The sequence below is a fragment of the Streptomyces sp. NPDC006294 genome (genome assembly GCF_042870895.1).
Taxonomy (GTDB): domain Bacteria; phylum Actinomycetota; class Actinomycetes; order Streptomycetales; family Streptomycetaceae; genus Streptomyces.
The window spans coordinates 26,256-46,373 of sequence record NZ_JBIAHV010000014.1 but is presented as its reverse complement, the minus strand read 5'-3'; the positions used below and the strand labels follow the sequence as shown (position 1 = coordinate 46,373).

20 protein-coding genes and 1 pseudogene are annotated in these 20,118 nt (G+C 69.4%); 7 read left to right on the top strand and 14 right to left on the bottom strand.

The features are described from left to right. Positions 1-16 precede the first annotated feature (16 nt). From ACFYOP_RS24540 to gatA, 4 genes are all read left to right on the top strand, one after another. Positions 17-967 (top strand): helix-turn-helix domain-containing protein, encoded by a 951-nt coding sequence (locus ACFYOP_RS24540; protein WP_356893663.1) that lies wholly within the window; start codon positions 17-19, stop codon positions 965-967. Then, positions 964-1,332 carry a hypothetical protein gene (locus tag ACFYOP_RS24535; protein ID WP_356893665.1) on the top strand — a complete coding sequence of 123 codons (369 nt, stop codon included), beginning with the start codon at positions 964-966 and terminating at the stop codon, positions 1,330-1,332. The genes ACFYOP_RS24540 and ACFYOP_RS24535 overlap by 4 nt, the downstream gene beginning before the upstream one ends. 298 nt (positions 1,333-1,630) lie before the next feature. Next, positions 1,631-1,927, top strand: coding sequence for an Asp-tRNA(Asn)/Glu-tRNA(Gln) amidotransferase subunit GatC (gene gatC / locus ACFYOP_RS24530; RefSeq protein WP_356893667.1), 297 nt, complete (start codon positions 1,631-1,633; stop codon positions 1,925-1,927). Positions 1,928-1,944: 17 nt separating this feature from the next. Next, positions 1,945-3,465, top strand: a complete 1,521-nt coding sequence (gene gatA / locus ACFYOP_RS24525) for an Asp-tRNA(Asn)/Glu-tRNA(Gln) amidotransferase subunit GatA (protein ID WP_356893747.1) — start codon at positions 1,945-1,947, stop codon at positions 3,463-3,465. A 366-nt stretch (positions 3,466-3,831) separates the two neighbouring features. Here the strand turns inward: gatA and ACFYOP_RS24520 are convergent, their stop codons facing one another. The 6 genes from ACFYOP_RS24520 to ACFYOP_RS24495 form a co-directional block, all read right to left on the bottom strand. Then, positions 3,832-5,064, bottom strand: a complete 1,233-nt coding sequence (locus ACFYOP_RS24520) for a putative manganese transporter (RefSeq protein ID WP_356893669.1) — start codon at positions 5,062-5,064, stop codon at positions 3,832-3,834. A gap of 28 nt (positions 5,065-5,092) precedes the next feature. Next, a complete protein-coding gene (locus tag ACFYOP_RS24515) occupies positions 5,093-5,809 on the bottom strand; it encodes a M24 family metallopeptidase (RefSeq protein ID WP_356893671.1) in 717 nt (238 codons plus the stop codon). A 40-nt stretch (positions 5,810-5,849) separates the two neighbouring features. Further along, positions 5,850-6,767 carry a ketopantoate reductase family protein gene (locus ACFYOP_RS24510; RefSeq protein ID WP_356893673.1) on the bottom strand — a complete coding sequence of 306 codons (918 nt, stop codon included), beginning with the start codon at positions 6,765-6,767 and terminating at the stop codon, positions 5,850-5,852. Then, on the bottom strand, positions 6,767-7,309 hold the full coding sequence (locus ACFYOP_RS24505) for a hypothetical protein (protein WP_356893675.1): 543 nt from the start codon (positions 7,307-7,309) through the stop codon (positions 6,767-6,769). The genes ACFYOP_RS24510 and ACFYOP_RS24505 overlap by 1 nt, the downstream gene beginning before the upstream one ends. Before the next feature lie 147 nt (positions 7,310-7,456). Beyond that, positions 7,457-7,834, bottom strand: coding sequence for a 2Fe-2S iron-sulfur cluster-binding protein (locus ACFYOP_RS24500; protein WP_388452770.1), 378 nt, complete (start codon positions 7,832-7,834; stop codon positions 7,457-7,459). Further along, positions 7,791-9,308: a ferritin-like domain-containing protein gene (locus ACFYOP_RS24495; RefSeq protein WP_356893678.1), complete on the bottom strand. Its 1,518-nt coding sequence runs from the start codon at positions 9,306-9,308 to the stop codon at positions 7,791-7,793. Before ACFYOP_RS24495 ends, ACFYOP_RS24500 begins: the two co-directional genes overlap by 44 nt. A gap of 178 nt (positions 9,309-9,486) precedes the next feature. On the opposite strand from ACFYOP_RS24495, the gene ACFYOP_RS24490 reads away from it, so the two are divergent. Continuing rightward, positions 9,487-10,344 carry a diiron oxygenase gene (locus tag ACFYOP_RS24490; protein ID WP_356893680.1) on the top strand — a complete coding sequence of 286 codons (858 nt, stop codon included), beginning with the start codon at positions 9,487-9,489 and terminating at the stop codon, positions 10,342-10,344. A 52-nt stretch (positions 10,345-10,396) separates the two neighbouring features. Here the strand turns inward: ACFYOP_RS24490 and ACFYOP_RS24485 are convergent, their stop codons facing one another. The 5 genes from ACFYOP_RS24485 to fdxA form a co-directional block, all read right to left on the bottom strand. Next, positions 10,397-11,347, bottom strand: coding sequence for a zinc-binding alcohol dehydrogenase family protein (locus ACFYOP_RS24485; RefSeq protein WP_356893682.1), 951 nt, complete (start codon positions 11,345-11,347; stop codon positions 10,397-10,399). After that, complete coding sequence (locus ACFYOP_RS24480) at positions 11,344-12,507, bottom strand: aminotransferase class V-fold PLP-dependent enzyme (protein WP_356893684.1); 1,164 nt, start codon at positions 12,505-12,507, stop codon at positions 11,344-11,346. Before ACFYOP_RS24480 ends, ACFYOP_RS24485 begins: the two co-directional genes overlap by 4 nt. 108 nt (positions 12,508-12,615) lie before the next feature. Continuing rightward, positions 12,616-12,996, bottom strand: a complete 381-nt coding sequence (locus ACFYOP_RS24475) for a cupin domain-containing protein (RefSeq protein WP_356893686.1) — start codon at positions 12,994-12,996, stop codon at positions 12,616-12,618. A 15-nt stretch (positions 12,997-13,011) separates the two neighbouring features. After that, positions 13,012-14,445 carry an AmmeMemoRadiSam system radical SAM enzyme gene (gene amrS, locus ACFYOP_RS24470; protein WP_356893688.1) on the bottom strand — a complete coding sequence of 478 codons (1,434 nt, stop codon included), beginning with the start codon at positions 14,443-14,445 and terminating at the stop codon, positions 13,012-13,014. Positions 14,446-14,469: 24 nt separating this feature from the next. Beyond that, complete coding sequence (fdxA, locus tag ACFYOP_RS24465; RefSeq protein ID WP_356893690.1) at positions 14,470-14,814, bottom strand: ferredoxin; 345 nt, start codon at positions 14,812-14,814, stop codon at positions 14,470-14,472. A gap of 94 nt (positions 14,815-14,908) precedes the next feature. Between fdxA and ACFYOP_RS24460 the strand changes: the two genes are divergently transcribed. Then, positions 14,909-15,658, top strand: a complete 750-nt coding sequence (locus tag ACFYOP_RS24460; RefSeq protein ID WP_388452763.1) for a type 1 glutamine amidotransferase — start codon at positions 14,909-14,911, stop codon at positions 15,656-15,658. Between the two features lie 48 nt (positions 15,659-15,706). Here the strand turns inward: ACFYOP_RS24460 and ACFYOP_RS24455 are convergent, their stop codons facing one another. From ACFYOP_RS24455 to ACFYOP_RS24445, 3 genes are all read right to left on the bottom strand, one after another. Continuing rightward, complete coding sequence (locus tag ACFYOP_RS24455) at positions 15,707-16,678, bottom strand: ParB N-terminal domain-containing protein (RefSeq protein WP_356893693.1); 972 nt, start codon at positions 16,676-16,678, stop codon at positions 15,707-15,709. A gap of 39 nt (positions 16,679-16,717) precedes the next feature. Further along, positions 16,718-17,335, bottom strand: coding sequence for a LysE family transporter (locus ACFYOP_RS24450; RefSeq protein WP_356893695.1), 618 nt, complete (start codon positions 17,333-17,335; stop codon positions 16,718-16,720). 1,109 nt (positions 17,336-18,444) lie between these two features. Further along, on the bottom strand, positions 18,445-18,948 hold the full coding sequence (locus tag ACFYOP_RS24445) for a hypothetical protein (RefSeq protein WP_356893697.1): 504 nt from the start codon (positions 18,946-18,948) through the stop codon (positions 18,445-18,447). A gap of 567 nt (positions 18,949-19,515) precedes the next feature. On the opposite strand from ACFYOP_RS24445, the pseudogene ACFYOP_RS24440 reads away from it, so the two are divergent. Then, positions 19,516-20,118, top strand: a pseudogene (locus ACFYOP_RS24440) (N-acetylmuramoyl-L-alanine amidase); the annotation flags it as partial.

Below are 20,118 nucleotides of genomic sequence, written 5' to 3'. Positions count from 1 at the left end.
CAGGTACATTCCTGCCATGAACCTCCATCGGGTGGTGGCCCTGCTCAACCCGCCCCAGTCCCCCTTCGAACTCGGCTGCGCCGCCGAGGTCTTCGGCACCGTCGTGCAGGACGTGCCGGCCCGATACAACTTCCGGACCTGCGCCGAGCACCCCGGCCCTCTGCGGACCACCGTGGGCTTCTCGATGCTCGTCGACGCGGGGCTCGCGGCCCTGCAGGAAGCGGACACCGTGATCGTCCCCGGCTGGCAGCCGCCCGGCAGACCGGCACCGCCGACCGTCACCGACGCGCTGCGGGCTGCCCACCGGCGAGGAGCGAGGATCGTCGCCATCTGCACGGGGGCGTTCGTCCTCGCTCAGGCCGGACTGCTCGACGGCCGCCGCGCCACCACCCACTGGCGCCGCACCGCCCAACTCGCCGCCGCCTTCCCCGGGGTCCGGGTCGACCAGGACGTGCTCTTCGTGGACCACGGCGACGTAGCGACCAGCGCCGGAACCGGCGCGGGCATCGACCTGTGCCTGCACCTGGTCCGTGCCGACCACGGCGCGGCATACGCCGCCCAGATCGCCAGGAACATGGTCCTGCCGCCCCACCGGGAGGGCAGCCAACGCCAGTACGCCGCACAGCCCGCACCGGCCAGGGCGGACGAGTCGTTGGCGCCGCTGCTGGAATGGGCCGCCTCCCGGCTCCACACCACACTGACCCTCGATCGCCTCGCCGAACGCTCCGGGCTGTCCAGCCGAACCCTCGCCCGCCGATTCACCGAACAGCTCGGCACCAGCCCGGGACAGTGGCTGCTCGGCCAACGCCTCAACGCGGCACGGGTACTCCTCGAGCAGACCGACCTGCCGGTCGAGACCATCGCCACCCGCGTCGGACTCGCCTCGGCAGTCAACCTGCGCCGCCGCTTCCGGGCGCACCTCGGCACCACACCCGGCGCCTACCGACGCACCTTCGGCGAAACGTGACGGCGGAACCGGGCATCGAATCCGTCGTCGTGGGCGGTGGTGGCCGGCAGCCCTGCCAGCGGCGCTTCGGCCGGCTCGTTCTCACCTTCGTGCGCCGTGTCCCGCGGCCCGGCGCCGACCGCACGAAGCCGGCGGTGCCGGCCGACATGCGACGGGACCTGCGGCCGGCCGTCTTCGAGGACCACATGGCCGCGGTCGGCCCCAACCTCGCCCGGGCGCCCGAGCGTTCCTGTGACACCGCCGAGATCTGCACCTGGCAGCAGCCGCACCGCGACGAGGAACTGCCGATCCTGCCGTCTGCAGGCCGTCCGCCGGCTGGTCATACGAGGACGCTGACCCGGCGGCGCCGACCGGGGGAGATATGAGGGCCGTCGTCCAGGTGGCCGTGGATTGCCGGGCGCCGGGGTCGTATTGCGGATGCGTCGCCGACGGCCGAAACAGAATGGGCCGGTGGTGCGTACCGGGCCGGGGCATGGGCCGTCGGGCCTTGGCTCACGGGGCGCGACATCATCCGTCCGGGGGACACGCTCAGCCCGACATCGTTGTGGTAGCGGTGGTTGAAATCAATGCGGCTGCCGCGGGAGGCCCTTCTCACTATGCTGACGGTTTCCCTGGGCCCGGCCGCCGGGTCCGCAGACCACCCCACCCCCGAGGGATAGCCGTATGCCTGGCATCACCCGCGAGGAAGTCATCCACCTCGCACGGTTGTCGCAGCTGAAACTGACGGGCGAGGAGCTGGACCACTTCACCGAGCAACTCACCGACATCGTCGAGGCGGTGGCACGCGTCGGCGAGGTCGCCGCGCAGGAGATCCCGCCGACCTCCCATCCCCTCCCGCTCACGAACGTCATGCGCGCGGACGAGGTCCGGCCCTCGCTCAGCCCCCAGGACGCCCTGTCCGGCGCGCCGGCCGAGGCGGAACAGCGCTTCCGGAGCCCGCAGATCCTCGGGGAGAGCTGACGGCCGTGAGCGCGCACATGAACACGGATACGTCCGGCGTCACCCGCTGGACCGCCGCGTCGACCGCCGCGGCCATCGCCTCCGGCGACATCTCCGCGGTCGAGGTCACCCAGGCACACCTGGACCGGATCGGAGCCGTCGACAAGCTGGTCAACGCCTACCTGCACGTCGACGACGCAGGCGCGCTGGAGGCGGCGCACGCGGTCGACACCGCCCGGGCCCGCGGTGACCGACTGGGCCCGCTGGCCGGCGTACCGCTCGCCCTCAAGGACGTCTTCACCACCAAGGGCATGCCCACCACCTGTGGTTCGAAGATTTTGGATGGTTGGATCCCGCCCTACGACGCCACCGTGACCCAGCGGCTCAAGGCGGCGGGGACGGTCCTCCTCGGCAAGACCAACATGGACGAGTTCGCCATGGGATCGTCCACCGAGAACAGCGCCTACGGCCCCACCGGCAATCCCTGGGACCTCACCCGGATCCCCGGCGGCTCCGGCGGCGGCTCCGCGGCAGCCCTGGCCGCCTTCCAGGCCCCCCTCGCCATCGGGACGGACACCGGTGGCTCCATCCGGCTGCCGGCCGCCCTCACCGGCACGGTCGGCGTCAAGCCGACGTACGGCGCGGTGTCCCGCTACGGCCTGGTCGCGTACTCGTCCTCGCTCGACCAGGGTGGCCCGTGCGCCCGTACGGTCCTGGACGCGGCCATGCTGCACGAGGTCATCGCGGGCCACGACCCGCTCGACTCCACGTCGATCGACGCACCGGTGCCCTCCGTGGTCGAGGCCGCGCGGCGCGGCGAGGTCCGCGGCATGCGCATCGGCGTCGTCCGGGAACTCGGCGGCGACGGCTACCAGGCCGGTGTGATGACGCGGTTCGGCGAGGCGGTGGAGTTGCTGCGTGAACTGGGCGCCGAGGTGGTCGAGGTGTCCTGCCCGTCATTCGACCTCGCGCTCGCCGCTTACTACCTGATCGCGCCCAGCGAGGCATCCTCCAACCTGGCCCGGTTCGACGCCATGCGGTACGGCCTGCGCGTCGGCGACGACGGCACGCGCGGCGCGGAGGAGGTCACCGCCCTCACGCGCGCGGCCGGCTTCGGCCCCGAGGTCAAGCGCCGCATCATGCTCGGTACGTACGCCCTCAGCTCCGGCTACTACGACGCGTACTACGGCTCCGCCCAGAAGGTCCGCACCCTCATCTCACGGGACTTCGACGCTGCGTTCGAGCAGGTGCATGTGCTGGTGTCGCCGACCACCCCCACCACGGCCTTCCCGATCGGCGAACGGGTCGACGACCCGCTGGCGATGTATCTGGCGGACCTGTGCACGATCCCGTCCAACCTGGCCGGCAACGCGGTCATGTCGCTGCCGTGCGGGCTGGCACCGGAGGACGGCCTCCCGGTGGGACTTCAGATCATCGCCCCTCCCATGGCGGACGACCGCCTCTACCGGGTGGGCGGAACCGTCGAGGCCGCCCTCGACGGGCGGCGTGGGCATCCACTGCTGACGGAGGCGCCGGAACTGGCTCGCCCGGCGTACTGAGCACGGGCGTTGCCGACCTCGTGCCCCATGCGCTCAGGGCGCTGAAGGCCGGCATGCCGAGGTTCGGCATCCGCAGGACACGCTCGTTCACCCGTATGAAGGGCTGGACGAGCGTGTCCACCGCCGGCAGGAAGCACAGCGTCCCGATCCCACAGGCCCGCCCACCGGATGGCCGGAGCAGCAGGATGCCCTCCATGGACATCCTCGCCGGCCGGAACTGCCACCCCCGTTTCTCAGCCACAGTGACCGTGAGCGGGTCCACCGGGAGCGGTACGTGTGCGAGCAGGCCGAGGGCGCCACGGTGAGCCTCCGTCGTCTTGTCGCGTGTCGCGCCACGTGTCGTTCCGCGTGTCGTGCCGGGGTTGCTCAGAGCGCGAGCAGCAGCGCGAACCCCACCACGAGGGCGGGGATCGTGGTGACGACCGTGGTCAGCGCGGCGGCCCGGCCGTCCCTGGCGATGAGCGGGAGCAGCGCGTCGCCGTCCTGGCTCACCGCGTTGGCGACCAGCGTGGGCAGCGGGGCGCCGCCGGTGATGTAGAGCGCGGTGAAGGCGATCTGTACGGCGCAGCCGGGTATCAGGCCGATGCACGCGCCGACGAGAACCCCCAGCCAGCCATGCAGCGGCAGTTGGCTGCCGTCGAAGCCGGTGAGGGTCTGGACCAGGCTCCAGGCGACGTAGATCGCCGACACCGGGACCACGATCACGGACATCTCGCGCGCGCCGCCGGCGAGCGCGATCGACGGCCGTTGCGGTGAGATGCCGTCGTCGTGCTGGGGCTGGCCCCGGCCGGTGACGAGGATGAGGCCGGCCGTCAGGGTGCCGGCCGCGCCGAGGACGAGATACAGGTTCACCCCGCCGGCGAGACCGGTCAGGGTGCTCTCCGCCACCAGCTGGAACGCAATGGGGGCCGCGACCAGGAACGCGAGCCCGGCCAGGATCCAGAGGAGGAACGACAGCGGCCCCAGCCCGGCCGGCGCCTCGGCCGCTTCAGTCGCTCCACCGCGTCCGGTGGGCACGGAGCCTGCCGACGCCTCGGCCGCTCCGCCGCGCCCGGTGGGCACGGAGACGGGCGGCTCCAATGCCGCGGCGGCCGGGCCGGGGCGGGCGCCGGGCGGCGCGGCATTGGAGCCGCCCGCGGCCGTCAGTTCCTTCGCGCCCAGCCGCTTGTGCCGCACCGCACCCTGCCGCCCGGCGGCGCCGAACCGCTGCGGGGTGAGCCGGAAGGCATCCACCAGGTACCCGGTGACCAGGCCGGTGGCGAACAGCAGCAGATGCACCTTGAGCGCCATCAGCGGCTTCGCCGCGAAGATCACCCATGAGGAGTCGCCCATGGTCGCGGTCACCCCGGCGACCACGGTGCCGTACGAGATCGTCCCCCGGGTGTAGAGCGGGGTGAGCATCAGGGCTCCGGCGCATCCGGGGGACACCCCGAGCAGCGCGCCGACGAGCGGCCCGATCCGGCGGCGGTTCACCAGCACGTCCAGCAGTCGGCTGCCGTACCGCCGCCGCAGCCAGGCGAAGATCCCGACCAGCAGTGCGACGAACACCCCCACCTGCATGAAGCCGTCCGCCAGCGGTCGGACCAGGGTCTCGATCACCGTCGTGCCCCTTCCTCGCGCTGCGCGCTCAGCGGCTCAGGGTGAGCAGTTGCTCGTAGAAGCCGCCGAAGCCGCGCTGCCGGTCGACCAGGTGGATCTCGAGGATCCAGTGGCAGTCCCGGCCGGCATCGTCCTTGCCGCGCAGGCGGTTGGGGTTGGTGGGGGCGATATAGCTGTTCACCAGGTCCGCGTCGATCAGTTCGTGCGGGAACTCGCCGACCAGGTGACCGCTGTGCGGGCCGCCGAACTCCCAGCCGGCGGCCTCTGCCAGTCCGCAGACGTGGGCGTACAGTTCGGCGCCCGTGATCTCGGGGTGGCTCTCGAAGTGCGCCCGGCCGGCGTCCCACACCTTCGGGAGGTCCGCCGCGATCCGCAGCTTCACCGGGTCGTCGCCGAGCACGTACGTACGCCCGAAGTCGGCCTCCCACTCCTCGAAGACGGGGCCGAAGTCGAGGAAGACGATGTCGTCCTCGTCGATGACCCGGTCCGGCGGGTTCGCCCGGTACGGCTGCAGGGTGTTCTCGCCGGAGCGCACGATGCGCTTGTGCCAGTGCTTCCGGGTGCCGAACAGATCCGCGGCCAGATCCCGGACCTGGTCGCTGACCTCCGACTCGAGCAGTCCCGGCTTGATCAGGCCCGCCGCGGTCACCTCGTCGAACAGCGCGACCGCCTTGCGCTCCGCCTCGACGAGGTTCCGTGCCCGGGCGGCCTCGCCGACGGTTGGTTTCCTCAGGAACTCGCTCACGACCTGTACCTCCGTCAGGGACACGTGCTCGACATCGTTCTCAGTCCGACGACCGCTGGTACACGCTGAGGTGTGTGTACGCGAGCCGGAGCAGCGGAATCGCAACCGATCTCCGGTCCGCCCGCTCCACGAGGTCGCCGAGGATGTGGTCGGCCTCCACCGGACTGCCGCGCAGCAGGTCGCGGTAGAGCGAGGAAGCGGTAGGGGCGTGCGGCTCGGTGACGGCCGCGAGTGTCCGCTCAAGCGCCGCGGCCCGCGCCGGCTGTCCGCAGGCGGCCGCGACGGCCGCGCACTCGGCGACCGTCCGTTCCGCGAAATCGCGTCCCCCGGGGGCCGCGACGATGTCGCCGACCACCCCGCGCATGAGGCAGGTGATCGCGCCCACAGCGGCCACGTGCACCCACTTCTCCCACATTTCCTGGACGATGTCGTCGGCGAGCCGGGCGGTGAACCCCGCCCCCTGAAGCCCCGCGTCGACATCGTGGATGCGGACCGGGCCGGGAGAGTGACAGGCTCCGTAGACGAGCTGCTGATGGCCGCCGAGCCGGCTGATCCCGCCGTCCGGGTCGAGGGTGGTCGTCACCTGGCAGACGCCGCCGAGGACGGCCTGCGGGCCGAACTTCCGCTTGAGCACCGCGATGTGACGCATCCCGTTGAGCATGGGGAGGATCGCCGTGTGCGGGCCGACGGCCGGGACGAGGTTCCCGATCGCCACGTTCAAGGCGTACGCCTTGACGCCCAGAAGTACGAGGTCGTAGGCGCCGGGCAGTTCGTCCGCGGTGACCAGCGACGGGTCCAGCCGCAGATCACCGTGCGGACCCCGGATCACCAGGCCGGTGGACCGCAGCCGGTCCGCCCGCTCGGGGCGGACCAGAAATGTGACGTCGCGGCCCGCCTCGGCCAGCCGTGCGCCGAAGTACCCGCCGGTGGCGCCGGCGCCTACGACGAGGATCCGCATCAGGACGCCGTACCGGCCGCGCCGGAGCGGGTCCGCACGGCCATGCCCCGCTCGTCGCGCCCGGTCACCGGCGGCCACCCGGACCGGCGGAATCCGTCCAGGGTCGCCGCGGTCTCGGCGACGATCGCGTCGGCCAGCAGCGCCAGCGCCTCTGCGTCGTCCGCGAATCGCCCGGAGTCCTCGACGCCGCCCAACTCCAGGGTGCGAACGCCGTCACGCAGGCGCTCGCCCAGCCAGGCCAGCGGGTCGCGGCTCAGGTCCTCGTCGTACAGCCGCTTGAACGCCTCGCCGTCCTCCATCGCCGGGTGCCAGTGCATCCGGTCCTGCTTCCCCGGAGCGGACTCCAGGAAATCGAAGCGGCAGACGGCCCGGGCGAGCGAGAGGGCGCGGGAGACGTAGATCGACCCGGGCAGGTTGTCCCTTTCAACGAACCGCAGTTCAAGTCGCGCACCGCATTCCCGGCCGTCCTGCGGGCGATTCGGATTGTGGAAGTCGACACCTTCCACCGTGATACACAGCCTGTCGGCGATGAATATGTGCATGGCCGACAGAAGAACAGAGGCGCCGAGTTGTTGTCAACGGACCGCCTGCCGCGCGGAGTCGGCCGGAAGACACGGGAAGGCGGCCGGCCCGACCGGGTCTTCCCGATCACGCCGACCGCTGCCTCTCTTCCGTTTTTCCGGAGATGTTCAAGCCCGCGGAACAGGCAGTCCGCTGTTGATCCGATGCTCACGGAAAGCGGCGTGCTGGGCCGCCACCACCGACATGTCGGACAGCGGCCGGGCCGAACAGAGCAGGGAGAACCCGGCCGCCTCGTCCGCTTGGTAGAACCGCTTGGCCGCCGAATGCTCCGCGACACCCCGCTCCACCCGCGCGGCACAGGTCGTGCACCACCCCTGACGGCAGGTCCGGGGCAGGAATATCCCGTGCCGGGCAGCCGCGTCGAGAAGGAATTCACTCCGGTAGGCGTATATCGTCCGGACCGTTCCCTCGAATTCGACGCGGATCTCGAAACCCTGCTCGTCAGGGGTGTCCGAAGGGCTTGTTCCGGCTCCAGGGGGCGTCACCGATCTCACCTCGCTTGAAGTGTCCGGAAGGGCGTGCCACGCCGTCCCGCTCCATGCTGAGCAGTTCGATGAACCACGCCTCGTGCTCGATCTCCTCGTTGAGGATGCGCATGGCCAGCTCGTAGGTCCGCGGGTCCTTGCCGAAGGTCATGTCGCAGATTTCCCACCAGGAGCGCACCGCGCAGCGCTCGGCCTCGAGAAGCACCGTGAGGATCTCGACGGAGTCGGCCGGGCTCACCGCGTCGCCGCCGTCCATGCCCCAGGTCATCCGCCCGTTGTTGGTGTTGGGCAGGTACGCGTCCGGGCAGCCGGCCCGGTCGGCGAAGTCCCTGATGTCGAACGGGATGGTCCCGCCGAGTTCGAAGATCCGGGGGGTGATCAGCTCGAAGTGCGAGCGGTCCTCCAGCCGGGCGTCCTCGGCTATCGCCTTGTAGTCCTCCTTGCCGGCCAGGAAGTGGCGCAGCACGGTGTAGTAGTAGTACGTCGTGAACTCGGCGGCGGCGGCGTCGATCAGCTTCTCCCGCAGCGCGACGACGTCCACGCCGCGCTCCTCCAGCTGCTCCACGCCGGCCCGCCGGGTCAGGTCGCCTTCCGCCACCCGGCCCTGGTAGGGGCGTGAGGCGGTGGCGGCCGCAGGGGTGGCCGCGACCGGCGCGGCCGGGGTGACCGTCGTGGCGGCCCGGCCGCGGCCGCGCTCCAGTTGCTGAGCCGCCTTGCGCTCGCCGCAGCAGCCGCTCGCGCCCGTGTCACGCGGGCCGGACGCGGCGGTGCCGGTGGCCCGGGTCTCGCCGTTGACCAGGTACCGCTCGAACGCCTCCAGAGGGCTCATCCCCGACCGTACGGCGTCCCGCAGCGACTCCTCCTTGGCGGCCACGTCGACCGCCTCGTCGGCGACCTTCGCGGCGACCTCCCGCGGCACGATCACCACGCCCGACCCGTCGGCCACCAGGTAGTCGCCCGGGGCGATCCGCACCCCCTCGACGTGCACGGGCTCCTTGCCCCAGGTGACCCAGTCGCCGCGCTGGATGAAGCCCTGCGGCCGGACGAACCGGGAGATCACCGGGAAGCCCATCTCGTGCACGGTGTGGACGTCACGGGCGCCGCCGTCGATGAGCGCGCCGGCCGCGCCCCGGGCCTGGAGCGCGGTGATGGACAGGTCGCCGAATATGGAGGCGTCGATGCCGTTCATCTGCACGACGGTGATGTGGCCGGCGGGCACCGAACCCAGCATCTCGAAGAGGCCGCGGGCGCTCTTTCCGTGCGAGACCGCGAGCGGGTTGGGCCTGCATTCGACCGGGTACACCGGCCCGACCATGCGCATGTCGGGGTCCCGGAACAGGAAGTTCCCGGAGAGGCTCTGCTTCACATAGCCCAGGCCGTCGAGGATGTCCGTCAGAGCTCCGGTGTATGCCGTACCCAGCTTCTCCACGACAGCCGAGTCGACGAACCATTCCCTGTTGCTGGCTTCACTCATTTCCCTGCCCCTTGATTCGATTCCGCATTCGGTCGATTCTGTCGAAGTAGCTCACATCAGGGGTTTCAACTTCTTCCCTTGGGGGATCACTGTGCCTTCCGCAGCGGATTCACACCAGTATCGGTCCTGCTTTTCCAGCTGGGAAAACAGGGCCAGTGTCCGTGCCAAACCGCGCCGGATGCTCGAAGAGTTGGAGGCGGGAAAGGTGTTCTTTCCGCCCGAGTTGGTTCCCGCCCTGTACCACCCCCTCGTCAGGGAGCAGGAGGAGGAGGTCATCCAGAGTCTGCTGCTGCAGCGCCTCTATATCTATCTCGACTTCACGGCAGATCTCGAACAGCTCGTGGTGACACCGGTGACGCAGCTCATCAGCCGTCGACGCAGCGGCTTCGAGCTACCGGGCGAAATGCTCCGGGATTCCTACAAGATATGCACGGACGAGGCATGGCATGCGCAGTTCTCCGACGATCTGCAGGGCCAGCTGATGGCCGCCACGAAGGAACTTCCGTGTGCGGCCCGCCAGCCGTACTTCCTGACCCGGCTGGAAACCCTCAAGGCGGGACTCGACCCGTCCCTCCGGCCACTGGCAGAACTCTTCTTCACGGTGGTCTCCGAAACTCTGATCTCCAGCATCCTGTCCGGGATACCGAAGGACCAGCGGGTGTGCACCGTGGTGCGGGAGACGATCGCGGACCACGCCGAGGACGAGGGCCGGCACCACGCCTACTTCGTGCGGTTCTTCGAGTACGCGTGGCGTCAACTGACGCCGGAGCAACGGGATCTGATCGGGACTCTGCTGCCGGAGTTCACCGTTGCGTTTCTCAGGCCGGATGTGGACGCGACATTCGACATGCTCAGGTTCACCGGGATGGACTCCGAGTCGGTCAGGGAGGTGATCGGGGAGACATATCCGGACGCCCGGCTGCACGCTGAGATGCGTGCGGCCGCGGCATCCACGCTGCGTCTGTTCGAGCGCAACGGGGTGTTCGAGTCGCACAAGGTGGCCGACTCCTTCTTCCAGTGCGGGTTACTGGGGTGATCGGCTGGAACGAGCCGGCCGGGCTGGAGCGCCCGGCCGGCTCGTTCGACGTTCAGGACCTGACGTCGAGCAGAACTTTGCCCGCGGCGGTGCGGCTGGTCAATGCCCGCAGAGCCGCCCCGACCTGGGTCAGTGGCTGGACCTCGTGCACGGGGACGACCAGCGACCCGTCGAGCATCGCCCGCAGGGCCAGCTCCGTGCCGGACCGGATCCGGGCAGGGGGCTCGCCCACCCCGCCGTAGCCGGCCAGGGTCAGGTTCTTGCGGTAGAGGACCCGCATGGGCAGCGTGCTCTCCGGGTCGGCGCTGGTGCCGTAGCTGATCAACCGGCCGTTCTCCGCGAGCAGTTCCACGGCGGTGCCGGTGAAGGCCCCGCCGAGCGCGTCGAACACCACGGTGGGCACCACCACGTCCGCCGCGTCGGCCAGTCGGGCGGCGGTCGCGGCCAGGACCGGCTCCGCCCCCGCTGCCATGACGGCCTTCGCCTTCCCCGGGCTCGCGGTCTGTCCCCAGACCTGCGCACCGGCCGCTTTGCACAGGCTGGTCACGGCCAGGCCCACGGCGCCGCCGGCACCGAGGACCAGCACCCGGTCGTTGCCGTCGATGCGGCCCAGGTCCCTGGTCACCCGGATCGCCGTGGTGCCGACGACGGCCGCCGAGGCCGCGGCGGTCAGGCCGATGCCGTCGGGCACCGGCACGAGCGCGTCCCGGGGCGCGACGACGCGTTCGGCCCAGGTGCCGTCCCGGACGATGCCGAGACCCGTTCCGTGGACGACGACGGGCCGGCCCTCGCAGACCCCGGCGCCCTCCACACCGAGGGTGCGGGGCCGCGCGGCCGCGCCGCCGACCGTGCCCTGGACGACGTATGTGTCCAGAGGGTTGAGCGCGGCGAAGTGCAGATCGACCACCACCTCGCCCTCTCCGGGCTCGGGCAGGTCGACCTCGGTCACCTCCGGCGGGCGGCCGAGGTCGGTGAGGCGGGCTGCCAGGATGCGGGAAGTCACGAAGTCCTCCGGGAGGTTCGCAGGCCGGACCGGATGGCGCTGATCGTCCGTGTGATGTCGGTGTCGCACACCGTGCCCAGGTGCCCGATCCGGAAGGTGCGGTCGCCCGTCGACCGGTACGTGCCCGGTTGCAGCAGCACGCCCTGCTCGGCGACGGCCCCCATGAACCGCGGCTCGGCCAGGTCTCGCGGCACCACACCGACGGTGATGCCGTTGGCCCGCTCCCCCGGCTTCGGGACCAGCAGCCCGATGCCGAGTGCGGCCAGCTCCGTGTGCAGGGTGTCGCGGAGCGTCGCGTGCCGGGCGACCCGGGCCTGCCGCCCCTCGGCCAGCGCCAGCCGCAGGGCCTCGGACAGGCCGAGCACCAGGTTCCCGGCCGGTGACTGGCAATAGCCGAACTCGCCGCGCTCCATCGCCGCCATGACCGTGAGCCAGGGCGGCAGGTCGAGAGAGTAGGCCCGCGGGGTCCAGTCGCGGTCACGCAGCACGTCCAGCGCCCGCCGGCCGAGCGCGTGGAGGGCCAGCCCGGGCGGCCCGGCCAGGCCCTTGGGCGGACCCCCGAGATAGGCGTCCAGGTCCCAGGCGTCCATCTCGATCTCTTCCGCACCGATCGCCGAGACGCCGTCCACCAGACACAGGGCCCCGTACTCGTGAGCCAGCCCGGCGAGCCGGGGAAGGTCGGCACGCACCCCGCTGCTGGAGTCGACGTGGGCGACGAGAAGCGCCTGGTAGCGGTGTCGGGAAAGCAGCGTCTCCAGCAGCTCGGGATCGGGTGCGCGGCCGGCCGGGAAGCGCGGGGCGTGGGCGGGTACGCCCAGGCGCAGACAGATGTCACGCCACCGGTCGCCCCACATGCCGGTCGAGGCCACCAGCACCGGAACATCGGGGCGCAGCAGGCTGACGACGAGGCTTTCCATGCCGCTGGTGCCGGTGCCGGGCACCACCGCCGTGGTCGCCGTGGCGGAGCCGACGAGGGTCCGCAGCCTGGACAGGCAGCGGCCGAATTCGGCGATGAACTCCGGATCGGTGATGGGCGGTGCGGGTTCGCTCATGCGCTTCAGTACGGACGACGCCGGGCGGGTGGGGCCGACCACCATCGCCAGCGGCTCCGCGGGGTCGAAGTAGTCCTCTGACTGGCCTGTTTCGGCCTGTGTGGCCAACGCTCTCCCTTTCCTGCGGGGACCTCGGACCGGGGGTGACGGGCCGGACGGCAGCCCGGGCGAAAGCCCGCCGACTGCCGCCCGGACCCGGCCGAAACGACGGAGCGCTCAGGAGCGCTCGTCCTTCCACTCCGCGTAGTCCGCGCGGTACGGGGTGAAGATGTCCAGGGCCACCGACCGCTCGATGGCGTGCACCTGGTGCTCGACGTCACCCCTGACCACGAAGCTGTCACCGGCGACGGCCTCGAACTCCTCGCCGCCGGCCCGCACTCGGATGTGGCCGGACACCAGATAGGCGAGCTGCTCGTGCGGGTGGCTGTGCAGCGGGAACACCGAGCCCTGCTCCATCACGTGCTCGACCAGCATCAGCTTGTCGTTGTGGGCCAGCACCCGCCGGGTCAGGTTGTCGAACGCCTCCCGGCCGGTGACGTCGGCGCCCTTCACGATGACGATGTCGTCGGTTCCGGCAGCTACGTCGTTGGTGGTCATGTGTGTCCTTCCGTCTCAGCGCCGCGAGTCGAACAGCGGCAGCGGCGTGACGTCGGCGTTCAGTGAACCGTTGTCCGCCTCCGTGGTGGGGAAGTGCGCGCGGTCGAACACCTGGTGCAGGGACGAGGTGCAGCCCTGCGGCACGGCGACGGCCACGCCGAGCTCGTCCAGCTCGGACTTGGCGGCGATGAACCGGTAGCTCTCCTGGGGCTGGAGCGGCAGCACCGACCATGGCGAGTCGGAGGTGCTGGAGCGGTTGCGCCGGTAGTAGACCTGCTGGGGTTGAGCGGCGTCGTTGCGCACCTGGACGTGGAGCGCCCGGATGTCGCCGTACCAGTCGAAGTTGGCGATGTCGAAACCCCCGCCGGGGGGCAGCTCGGCGACCGTCTCCGGGAAGGTCGAACCGCCGGGGATGCGGCGAATGTTGGCGTCCGCGCCGCAGTTCGTGCAGGCTCCGGCGGAGTTGACCCCGAGGACGCGGGCGTTGAGCCCGTAGCGGGTGATCTGGAGTTCCTGGCAGTTGTGGCAGTGGGTGTTGGTCGACTCGGTGTCGTACACGTTGCCCAGATAGACGTGGCGCAGACCCATGTCCAGGCCCACCCGGCGGGCGGCCTCGAGCCGGTCGACGGGCGTCCGGATGGTGTTGGTCATCTTGTAGTCCGGGTGGAACCGGACGTAGTGCGTGGGCACTTCGGGGCCCAGCCGGTCCAGGACGAACTTGCCGATCTCGTAGGCGGTCTTCTCGTCGTCGCTGAGGTCGGTGACCATCAGCGTCGACACCTCGACGTGCTTGCCGGCCCGGTAGACCTGCTCCGTCCCGTCCAGCACCGGCTCCAGCCAGCCCTTGGTGATCTTGCGGTAGTACTTCGGGTCGATCGACTTGATCGAGACGGAGAAGATGTCGATGACAGGGATCAGCTCTTCGATGGCCTCCGGGGAAATGAAGAAGGCCGACTTGTAGAGATTGACGATTCCCGCCTCTTTGGCGAGGGCCGCCGTCTCCACCACGAATTCATGCCAGACGACCGGGTCGTTGTACGTCCACGAGATCACCTTGATGTCGTGGCGCTTCGCGATGTCTATGACCTCCTGCGGCGTGTAGTAGAAGACGTCCTTGTCCTCCACAAACCTGGCCTGCGACGTCTTCCAGTTGTGGCAGTAGTCGCAATTCAGCATGCAGCCGATGTTGCCCATCGAGAGGATCCGCGCACCGGGCTCGTAGTGAAACACGGCCTCGGTCTCGATCGTCTCTTCCGTGGCGTGGACCGACCGCCCGTAGTTCAGGCTGACCAGCCGTCCGTCACGGTTGGCCCGCACCATACAGAATCCGTGCTGACCGGGCCTGATCTTGCAATTCCGTGGGCTCAGGTGGCACCGGACGACATCGTCGGGGAGGCGCTCCTCCAGCCGCGCCGGGTATCCGACTTCCTGCCACTTCTTGTCTGCCATCTGGATCTCCCTCGATTGGCTGTACTAGTTGTGGTCTGCGGTCCGCAGCGTGACGGGCAGCGCGGTCACGGTGGGGTGATCCACCTGCTGGGGGGCCACACCGGAGGCCCCGCCCGGGCTGCCGAGGTCGGTGACCTCCACGAAGAACGTGCGGTTGATCTCCGTGTAGTGGCCCCATTCGTCCGGCACTTCGTGCGCCGGATAAATGGCCTCCACCGGACAGGCCGGCTCACACGCGTGACAGTCGATGCATTCGTCCGGGTGTATATAGAGGGTCCGGGCACCCTCATATATGCAGTCGACCGGACATACGTCCAGACAGGCTTTGTCCTTGATGTCGACACACGGTTCTGCGATGACGTAAACCATGCGAATCCCCTATTCGTGAGAGCGAGCAGAGTGGACGATGGAGTGAAACCCGAACATCGGCCAGGTGATTCGGCGATATCGCACAGGCAAGGAGATGGACTTGCACGGGAATGGGCATACAAAAGGCGACGGCCCTCTGCGCATCGTAGTACTTCAGCATGCAGGCTGGGAGGGCCCGGGCACCTTCGGTCGAGTTCTCGACGAACGCGGAGCAATCATGATCCCCGTACGAGTCGACAAAGGAGACCAGCCGCCACAGCTGAGCTCTGCCGATGGAATTCTCGCCATGGGCGGTCCCATGAGTGTCAACGACAGCCTGCCCTGGCTTTCACCCGAGAAGGAGTACATTCGCCGGGCCGTGCGCACCGAAGTGCCCTTCTTCGGGGTGTGCCTGGGGGCGCAGTTGCTTGCGTCGAGCCTCGGGGCGCCGGTGAAGCCGGCCGACACGCACTACGGGATGCACCCGGTGGAGCTGGCGCCCGGGGCCTTCACGGACCCGCTCTTCGGCGGCCTGCCCCGGACCGTGCCCGTCTTCCAGTGGCACGGAGAGAACTTCGACAATCCCGCCGGTGCCACACGGCTCGCCGGCTCGCCCGGATGCCCCAACGAGGCGATACGGGTGGGGGACAGCGCGTACGGGATCCAGTTCCATCTGGAGGTCGGCGAGCGGCTGCTGGACGACTGGCTGCGCACGCCCGACTGCCTGGGCGAGCTCGTGGAGCGATGCGGTCCCGGCAGTCCGGGGGCGATCACCGAGGAGCTGCGCGCGGCCGCGGTCCGCATGGAACGGTGTGCGCGGCGGGTGTTCGGCGGCTGGGTCGACCTCGTCGCGAAGGTCCGGTGAGACCGGCCGCGGTACATCCAGTGGTACGGGCCGCCGGCCGGCGACGGATCAGCGGTTCTCGTCCCTGCGCTGCTCGAGGCGCAGGGACAGGCGCTGCAGATCCTCGGCGCATCTGAGCGCGAAGTCCGAGACGGTGTCCAGGCAATGGACCGGGACCTGTTCGGCGACCTGGGGCCAGTAGGCCGCCGTCGCCACGTGCAAGTCCATGATGCGCAGCACCATTCGGCCGATCTGGGTGTACCGCAACGAAGGGTCGGCACGAAGGCGTTGCAAGCGGACGTTCCAGTCGACACCCGCATCCAGCAGGGCCCCCGTGTGCCGTCTGGTCGGCCCCGCCGGCGCAGCGGTTGGTTCGGTGACGGGGCAGGCGGCGGTGTGGCAGGCCGAGACGGCCGGGGAATTCCGGCTCCGCCCTTCGACCGTGGTGGCTTGTTCTTCGTCCGGGCCGTCGGTACAGCGTTCCGCCTTCCGGGCGGGCCGTACGGCGCGCAGTCTGCCGTCCAGTCCGACGCGCGCCTCCAACTGGGGAATTTCCCCAGTTGACCGGCGACGCAGGAGGCCCACCGTCTTGTGCGTCAGCCCGGCCTTCGCCGCCACCGCCCGGTCGGACCAGTGCGGATGGGCCTTCACGATGCGCAGAGCGGCTGCCTTGCGGTCGGCGAGGGAGAGCGGCAGGCCGTGCCGGATATTCGTCTCGACGGCAAGCACGAACGCTTCCTCGTCATCGCCGTCGAAGAACACCACCCTGATGGTGCGGGCGGCCCGGAGCCTGGCTGCTTCGAGCCGATGCATCCCGTCTATCACCCGCATGCTCTGCCGGTGGACGACGATGGGAGGCAGGTCGGCGTCGGTCTCCGCGAGCAGACGGGCGTGCGTACTGCTGCTGCCCGCACTCCGCGGAGAGTCCGAGGCCAGGACGGAGTCGATCGGGACCTCGATCACCGCCGTCTGCGGCCTTTGGAGGGCAGGTGGGTCGTAAGGGGTGGTATCTAAGAATTGCTCGCTTTCTTTCACAGACATGCCTCCAAGCAGGGGGACCTGTACGCGAAAAGGAGGGCATCAGGACAGCAGAAGCCGGACAGCCAGGAAGATGATCACCCCGTTGCCGATTACCGCGGTGCCCAGGCGACCTTTGCCGCTGGTGAGAACGCGGCCGACGAGTGCTCCGCCGACGGCGAGCAGGGCCTGCCAGCTGGCTGACGCGATGAACGCGGCGGCAACGAAAATCAGGCCGCCCATGGGCGGCCAGTCGTCATTGCGGAGTGCCAGCACCAGCGCGGAGAAGTAGATGATGGTCAACGGGTTGAGGATGGTGAGCCCGAGAAACTGCAGGTAGATGTTCAAGGGGCGCTTCGCCTGGATCCGCTGGACGGAGTCCGGGTCCAGCGAGCGGCGGACGGCGTCCGTCAACCCCTTTGCCGCGAGGGCGAGCAGCACGACCGCGGCGGCCCAGCGCATGGGTACCGCGACGGGCTGGAGGAGCCCGGCCAGAGCGGCCCCCGTCAACGCGGCGATGAGCGCGTACAGTCCGTCGGCCGTCGCCGTTCCCATCGCGCCGGCGAGACCGGTGCGCAGGGATTCCTGCGCGGAAAGCGTGACGATCATAACCGTGATGGCCCCGACCGGCATGGCGATGCCATACCCTGCCAGCGCACCGGCGATCAGGATGTCATTCACTTTTCCCCCGTTGTGCGTGTCTGCCCTGAAGCTCGTCGATCACTGGATTCTCACGTCATACAACTGCCTTGTCGAGGGCCAGTCAAGCCACCGACCTGCGGCATCGACGTTTCTCGACAACTGGCGAATTCTTTTCGGTCATTTCATTTCCGGCGCGGAACGGCTGGAATCATACATCCCCCGTCAGGGCCCCCTCCTTGCTGGCCGAAAAGCCCGCCCTGACGGGCCCGCCCAGGGGCCGCCACGTCGACGGACACACGCCGGTGCGGCAGCAGACCCCGCTCCACGGACGGACGGAGCCCGAGGGTTTGACCCCGGCCAGGTCCCGCGTATTCACCAGTGGGGTGGGCTCTTTACGGGTAACGCGAGCGCCACGGGCCTGAAATAACGGTGTTACGTTCATCCGACAATTCGGCGTTCAATTCGGCCACGTGCGCCCGCCGCTCGCGGACATCGCCCTCCGGCAACCGAACCCAACGCGCCGACGCGGCGGGTGCCCAGCCAGTACCGTTACCCCGAAGGGAGGCGGCGACCCTGCGGCTCTCCCTCCCTCCTCCTCGAAGTGCCCGCGGATTGCGGTGTGCTGAGGCCGTGAGCGCCACGCTGTCCACGCTCGTGGCCGAGGTGCCGGCTCTCCACGGACACGCACCAGCGGATCGCCGATGTCCAGGCGCGGGCGGAGGAGCCGGTCCGCGCGAAGGCCGGGAAGGATCTGGACCGGTTCCAGCAGGCGAAGCGGACGGCACTGAGCCGGCTTCCGGAACTCACCGACGCCTGGCCGGGGATCGGTGCGCTTTCGAGATCCTCGAACGAAGGACCCAGCCGAACGCGGAAGAGCGCTTCCTGAGCGGCTCGACACGACATAGCAGCCTCGGGGAGCCCCGTGACAGAGTCCGCGCCGAAACCCGTCCTGCACGGCAGGCGATCACGGACCAGCCGGAGCCCGCTCCCTGATCCGTACGTGAACACCTTTGCCACGCAGTCGGCCAGGTCGCGGCCGGCGTCTGGGAGCACTTCTGCAGGAGGCAGCGGCAGTGAGTCCACTGTCCCCGGGGAAGCCACGGAGTCCCGGCTGCCACCCGTCTCGCACTCCGCCACCGGTCGGTCGATCAGTCGATGAGAGTGCTGCGGTGCGCCACCGCGCCCTGCGCGGGAGACCAACTGATGTGGCCGTGCTGGAAGCGGCTGGAGCGGCTGTCTCCCGTGCCGATCTGGTCGTTCGCCGGATAGCCGAGGAAGCTGGTCTCCCAGCCCATGCTCTCCCAGAGGTCGCGAATGGGTCCGTGCACCTCATGCGCGCCCGTCGACGGTGTCCAGTAGATCGAGCCGCCCTGGAAGTGGTTGAACCGGCCCCTTCCGTCGGGGCACCCCAACTCATCCGTCATCGGATATCCGAGGAACCCGCCGGAGCCGCCGAGTTGGGCGTACTTGATCCGGATGTCCCCGTGCACTTCGTGCGCGCCCGTCTGTGCGGACCAGTAGATCGACCCGTGGTCGAAGTCACGCGAAGTGCCCCGCCCGTCGGGGTTGGGGCCCTCGTTGCTTCCGGCGCCGGCGTCGAAAGGGGCACCGATCCACTGGATCTGCCCCCACTTGTCGTCGATGGCAGTCACTTCCGCCTCCAACTCGCTTCGCCGTGCACACTGGATCGCCGGCGCGGGGGCAGACGGACAGAAGCCGGTCCTGTTGTCCGGTTCACGCGCGCATACGGGAACCACGTGGGAAACCGCAGTACGGATCATGGACGACACGGTTGATCCGTGAACCGTCGACGCCGGATCCCCTTCGGTGCATGCCAGGCTCTGCGGCCCGTCGTCGTTGCCCCTTCACGGGCTTGCCCGGGACGGCGATGTCGTTCTCAGTATAGGCGCGATCAACCGTGCCGACTACGGGAATTGTGGTGAAGAAGCGCCGCCATGATCGGTTCTCATTCAACGAAACCGGCCCGAAATAGGAGGGTGGTCGGTCCCTGGGGGCCGATCTACAGTGGAATCGAGCTGTGTTCTGCACGACTTCCGATGTCTGACGACACCACGAAGTTCGTCACCATTCCCAAGGTGACCGGACATGCCGTTCGCAATCCTGCGGCCCCGGCCATCATTCGGCCGCCGTACACGTCGGGACTTCGCGGCTCCTCGGAATTGAAAACAGTGGGCCGTTCGAGTCTCGCGAGGAGAATCATGGCCACTCCACTCTCACCGGACCGGTTGCTTGCCGCGCTGCACAACGAAGGGCTCAACGTCGTCGAACACCGGTCGTGGCGAACCCACAACCGCAACCACAAGGGCCCCTGGGGACCGGTGCACGGGGTGATGATCCATCACACGGTCACCTCAGGCACCCAGACCAGCGTGGAGCTCTGCTACAACGGGCACTCCGCGTTGCCCGGCCCGCTGTGCCACGGAGTCATCGCGAAGGACGGCACTGTCCACATGGTCGGCAACGGCCGCTCCAACCACGCCGGCAAGGGCGACCCCGACGTCCTGCGGGCGGTGATGGACGAGGTCGCGCTGCCTCCGGACAACGAGGCACGGGCAGACGGGAACGCCCACTTCTACGGCTTCGAGTGTGTGAACCTCGGCGACGGCCGGGATCCCTGGCCGGAGGAGCAGGTGGTGGCGATGGAGAAGGCGGCCGCCGCCATGTGCCGCGCGCACGGCTGGAGCGAGCGCAGCGTGATCGGCCATCTGGAATGGCAGCCGGGCAAGGTCGATCCCAGAGGACTCGAGATGGCGGCCGTGCGCCGGCGGATCGCGGACCGCCTGGGCGTCGCAGCATCCGGC

What these genes read in the sequence shown, in the direction of transcription:
- ACFYOP_RS24510 (WP_356893673.1), bottom strand. Translation starts at nt 6,767, where the DNA reads ATGCGGATCCTCGTCGTAGGCGCCGGCGCCACCGGCGGGTACTTCGGC.
- amrS (WP_356893688.1), bottom strand. Translation starts at nt 14,445, where the DNA reads ATGGCAGACAAGAAGTGGCAGGAAGTCGGATACCCGGCGCGGCTGGAG.
- gatC (WP_356893667.1), top strand. Translation starts at nt 1,631, where the DNA reads ATGCCTGGCATCACCCGCGAGGAAGTCATCCACCTCGCACGGTTGTCG.
- ACFYOP_RS24495 (WP_356893678.1), bottom strand. Translation starts at nt 9,308, where the DNA reads ATGAGTGAAGCCAGCAACAGGGAATGGTTCGTCGACTCGGCTGTCGTG.
- ACFYOP_RS24460 (WP_388452763.1), top strand. Translation starts at nt 14,909, where the DNA reads ATGGACTTGCACGGGAATGGGCATACAAAAGGCGACGGCCCTCTGCGC.
- ACFYOP_RS24490 (WP_356893680.1), top strand. Translation starts at nt 9,487, where the DNA reads ATGCTCGAAGAGTTGGAGGCGGGAAAGGTGTTCTTTCCGCCCGAGTTG.
- ACFYOP_RS24540 (WP_356893663.1), top strand. Translation starts at nt 17, where the DNA reads ATGAACCTCCATCGGGTGGTGGCCCTGCTCAACCCGCCCCAGTCCCCC.
- fdxA (WP_356893690.1), bottom strand. Translation starts at nt 14,814, where the DNA reads ATGGTTTACGTCATCGCAGAACCGTGTGTCGACATCAAGGACAAAGCC.
- gatA (WP_356893747.1), top strand. Translation starts at nt 1,945, where the DNA reads ATGAACACGGATACGTCCGGCGTCACCCGCTGGACCGCCGCGTCGACC.
- ACFYOP_RS24505 (WP_356893675.1), bottom strand. Translation starts at nt 7,309, where the DNA reads ATGCACATATTCATCGCCGACAGGCTGTGTATCACGGTGGAAGGTGTC.
- ACFYOP_RS24455 (WP_356893693.1), bottom strand. Translation starts at nt 16,678, where the DNA reads ATGTCTGTGAAAGAAAGCGAGCAATTCTTAGATACCACCCCTTACGAC.
- ACFYOP_RS24475 (WP_356893686.1), bottom strand. Translation starts at nt 12,996, where the DNA reads ATGACCACCAACGACGTAGCTGCCGGAACCGACGACATCGTCATCGTG.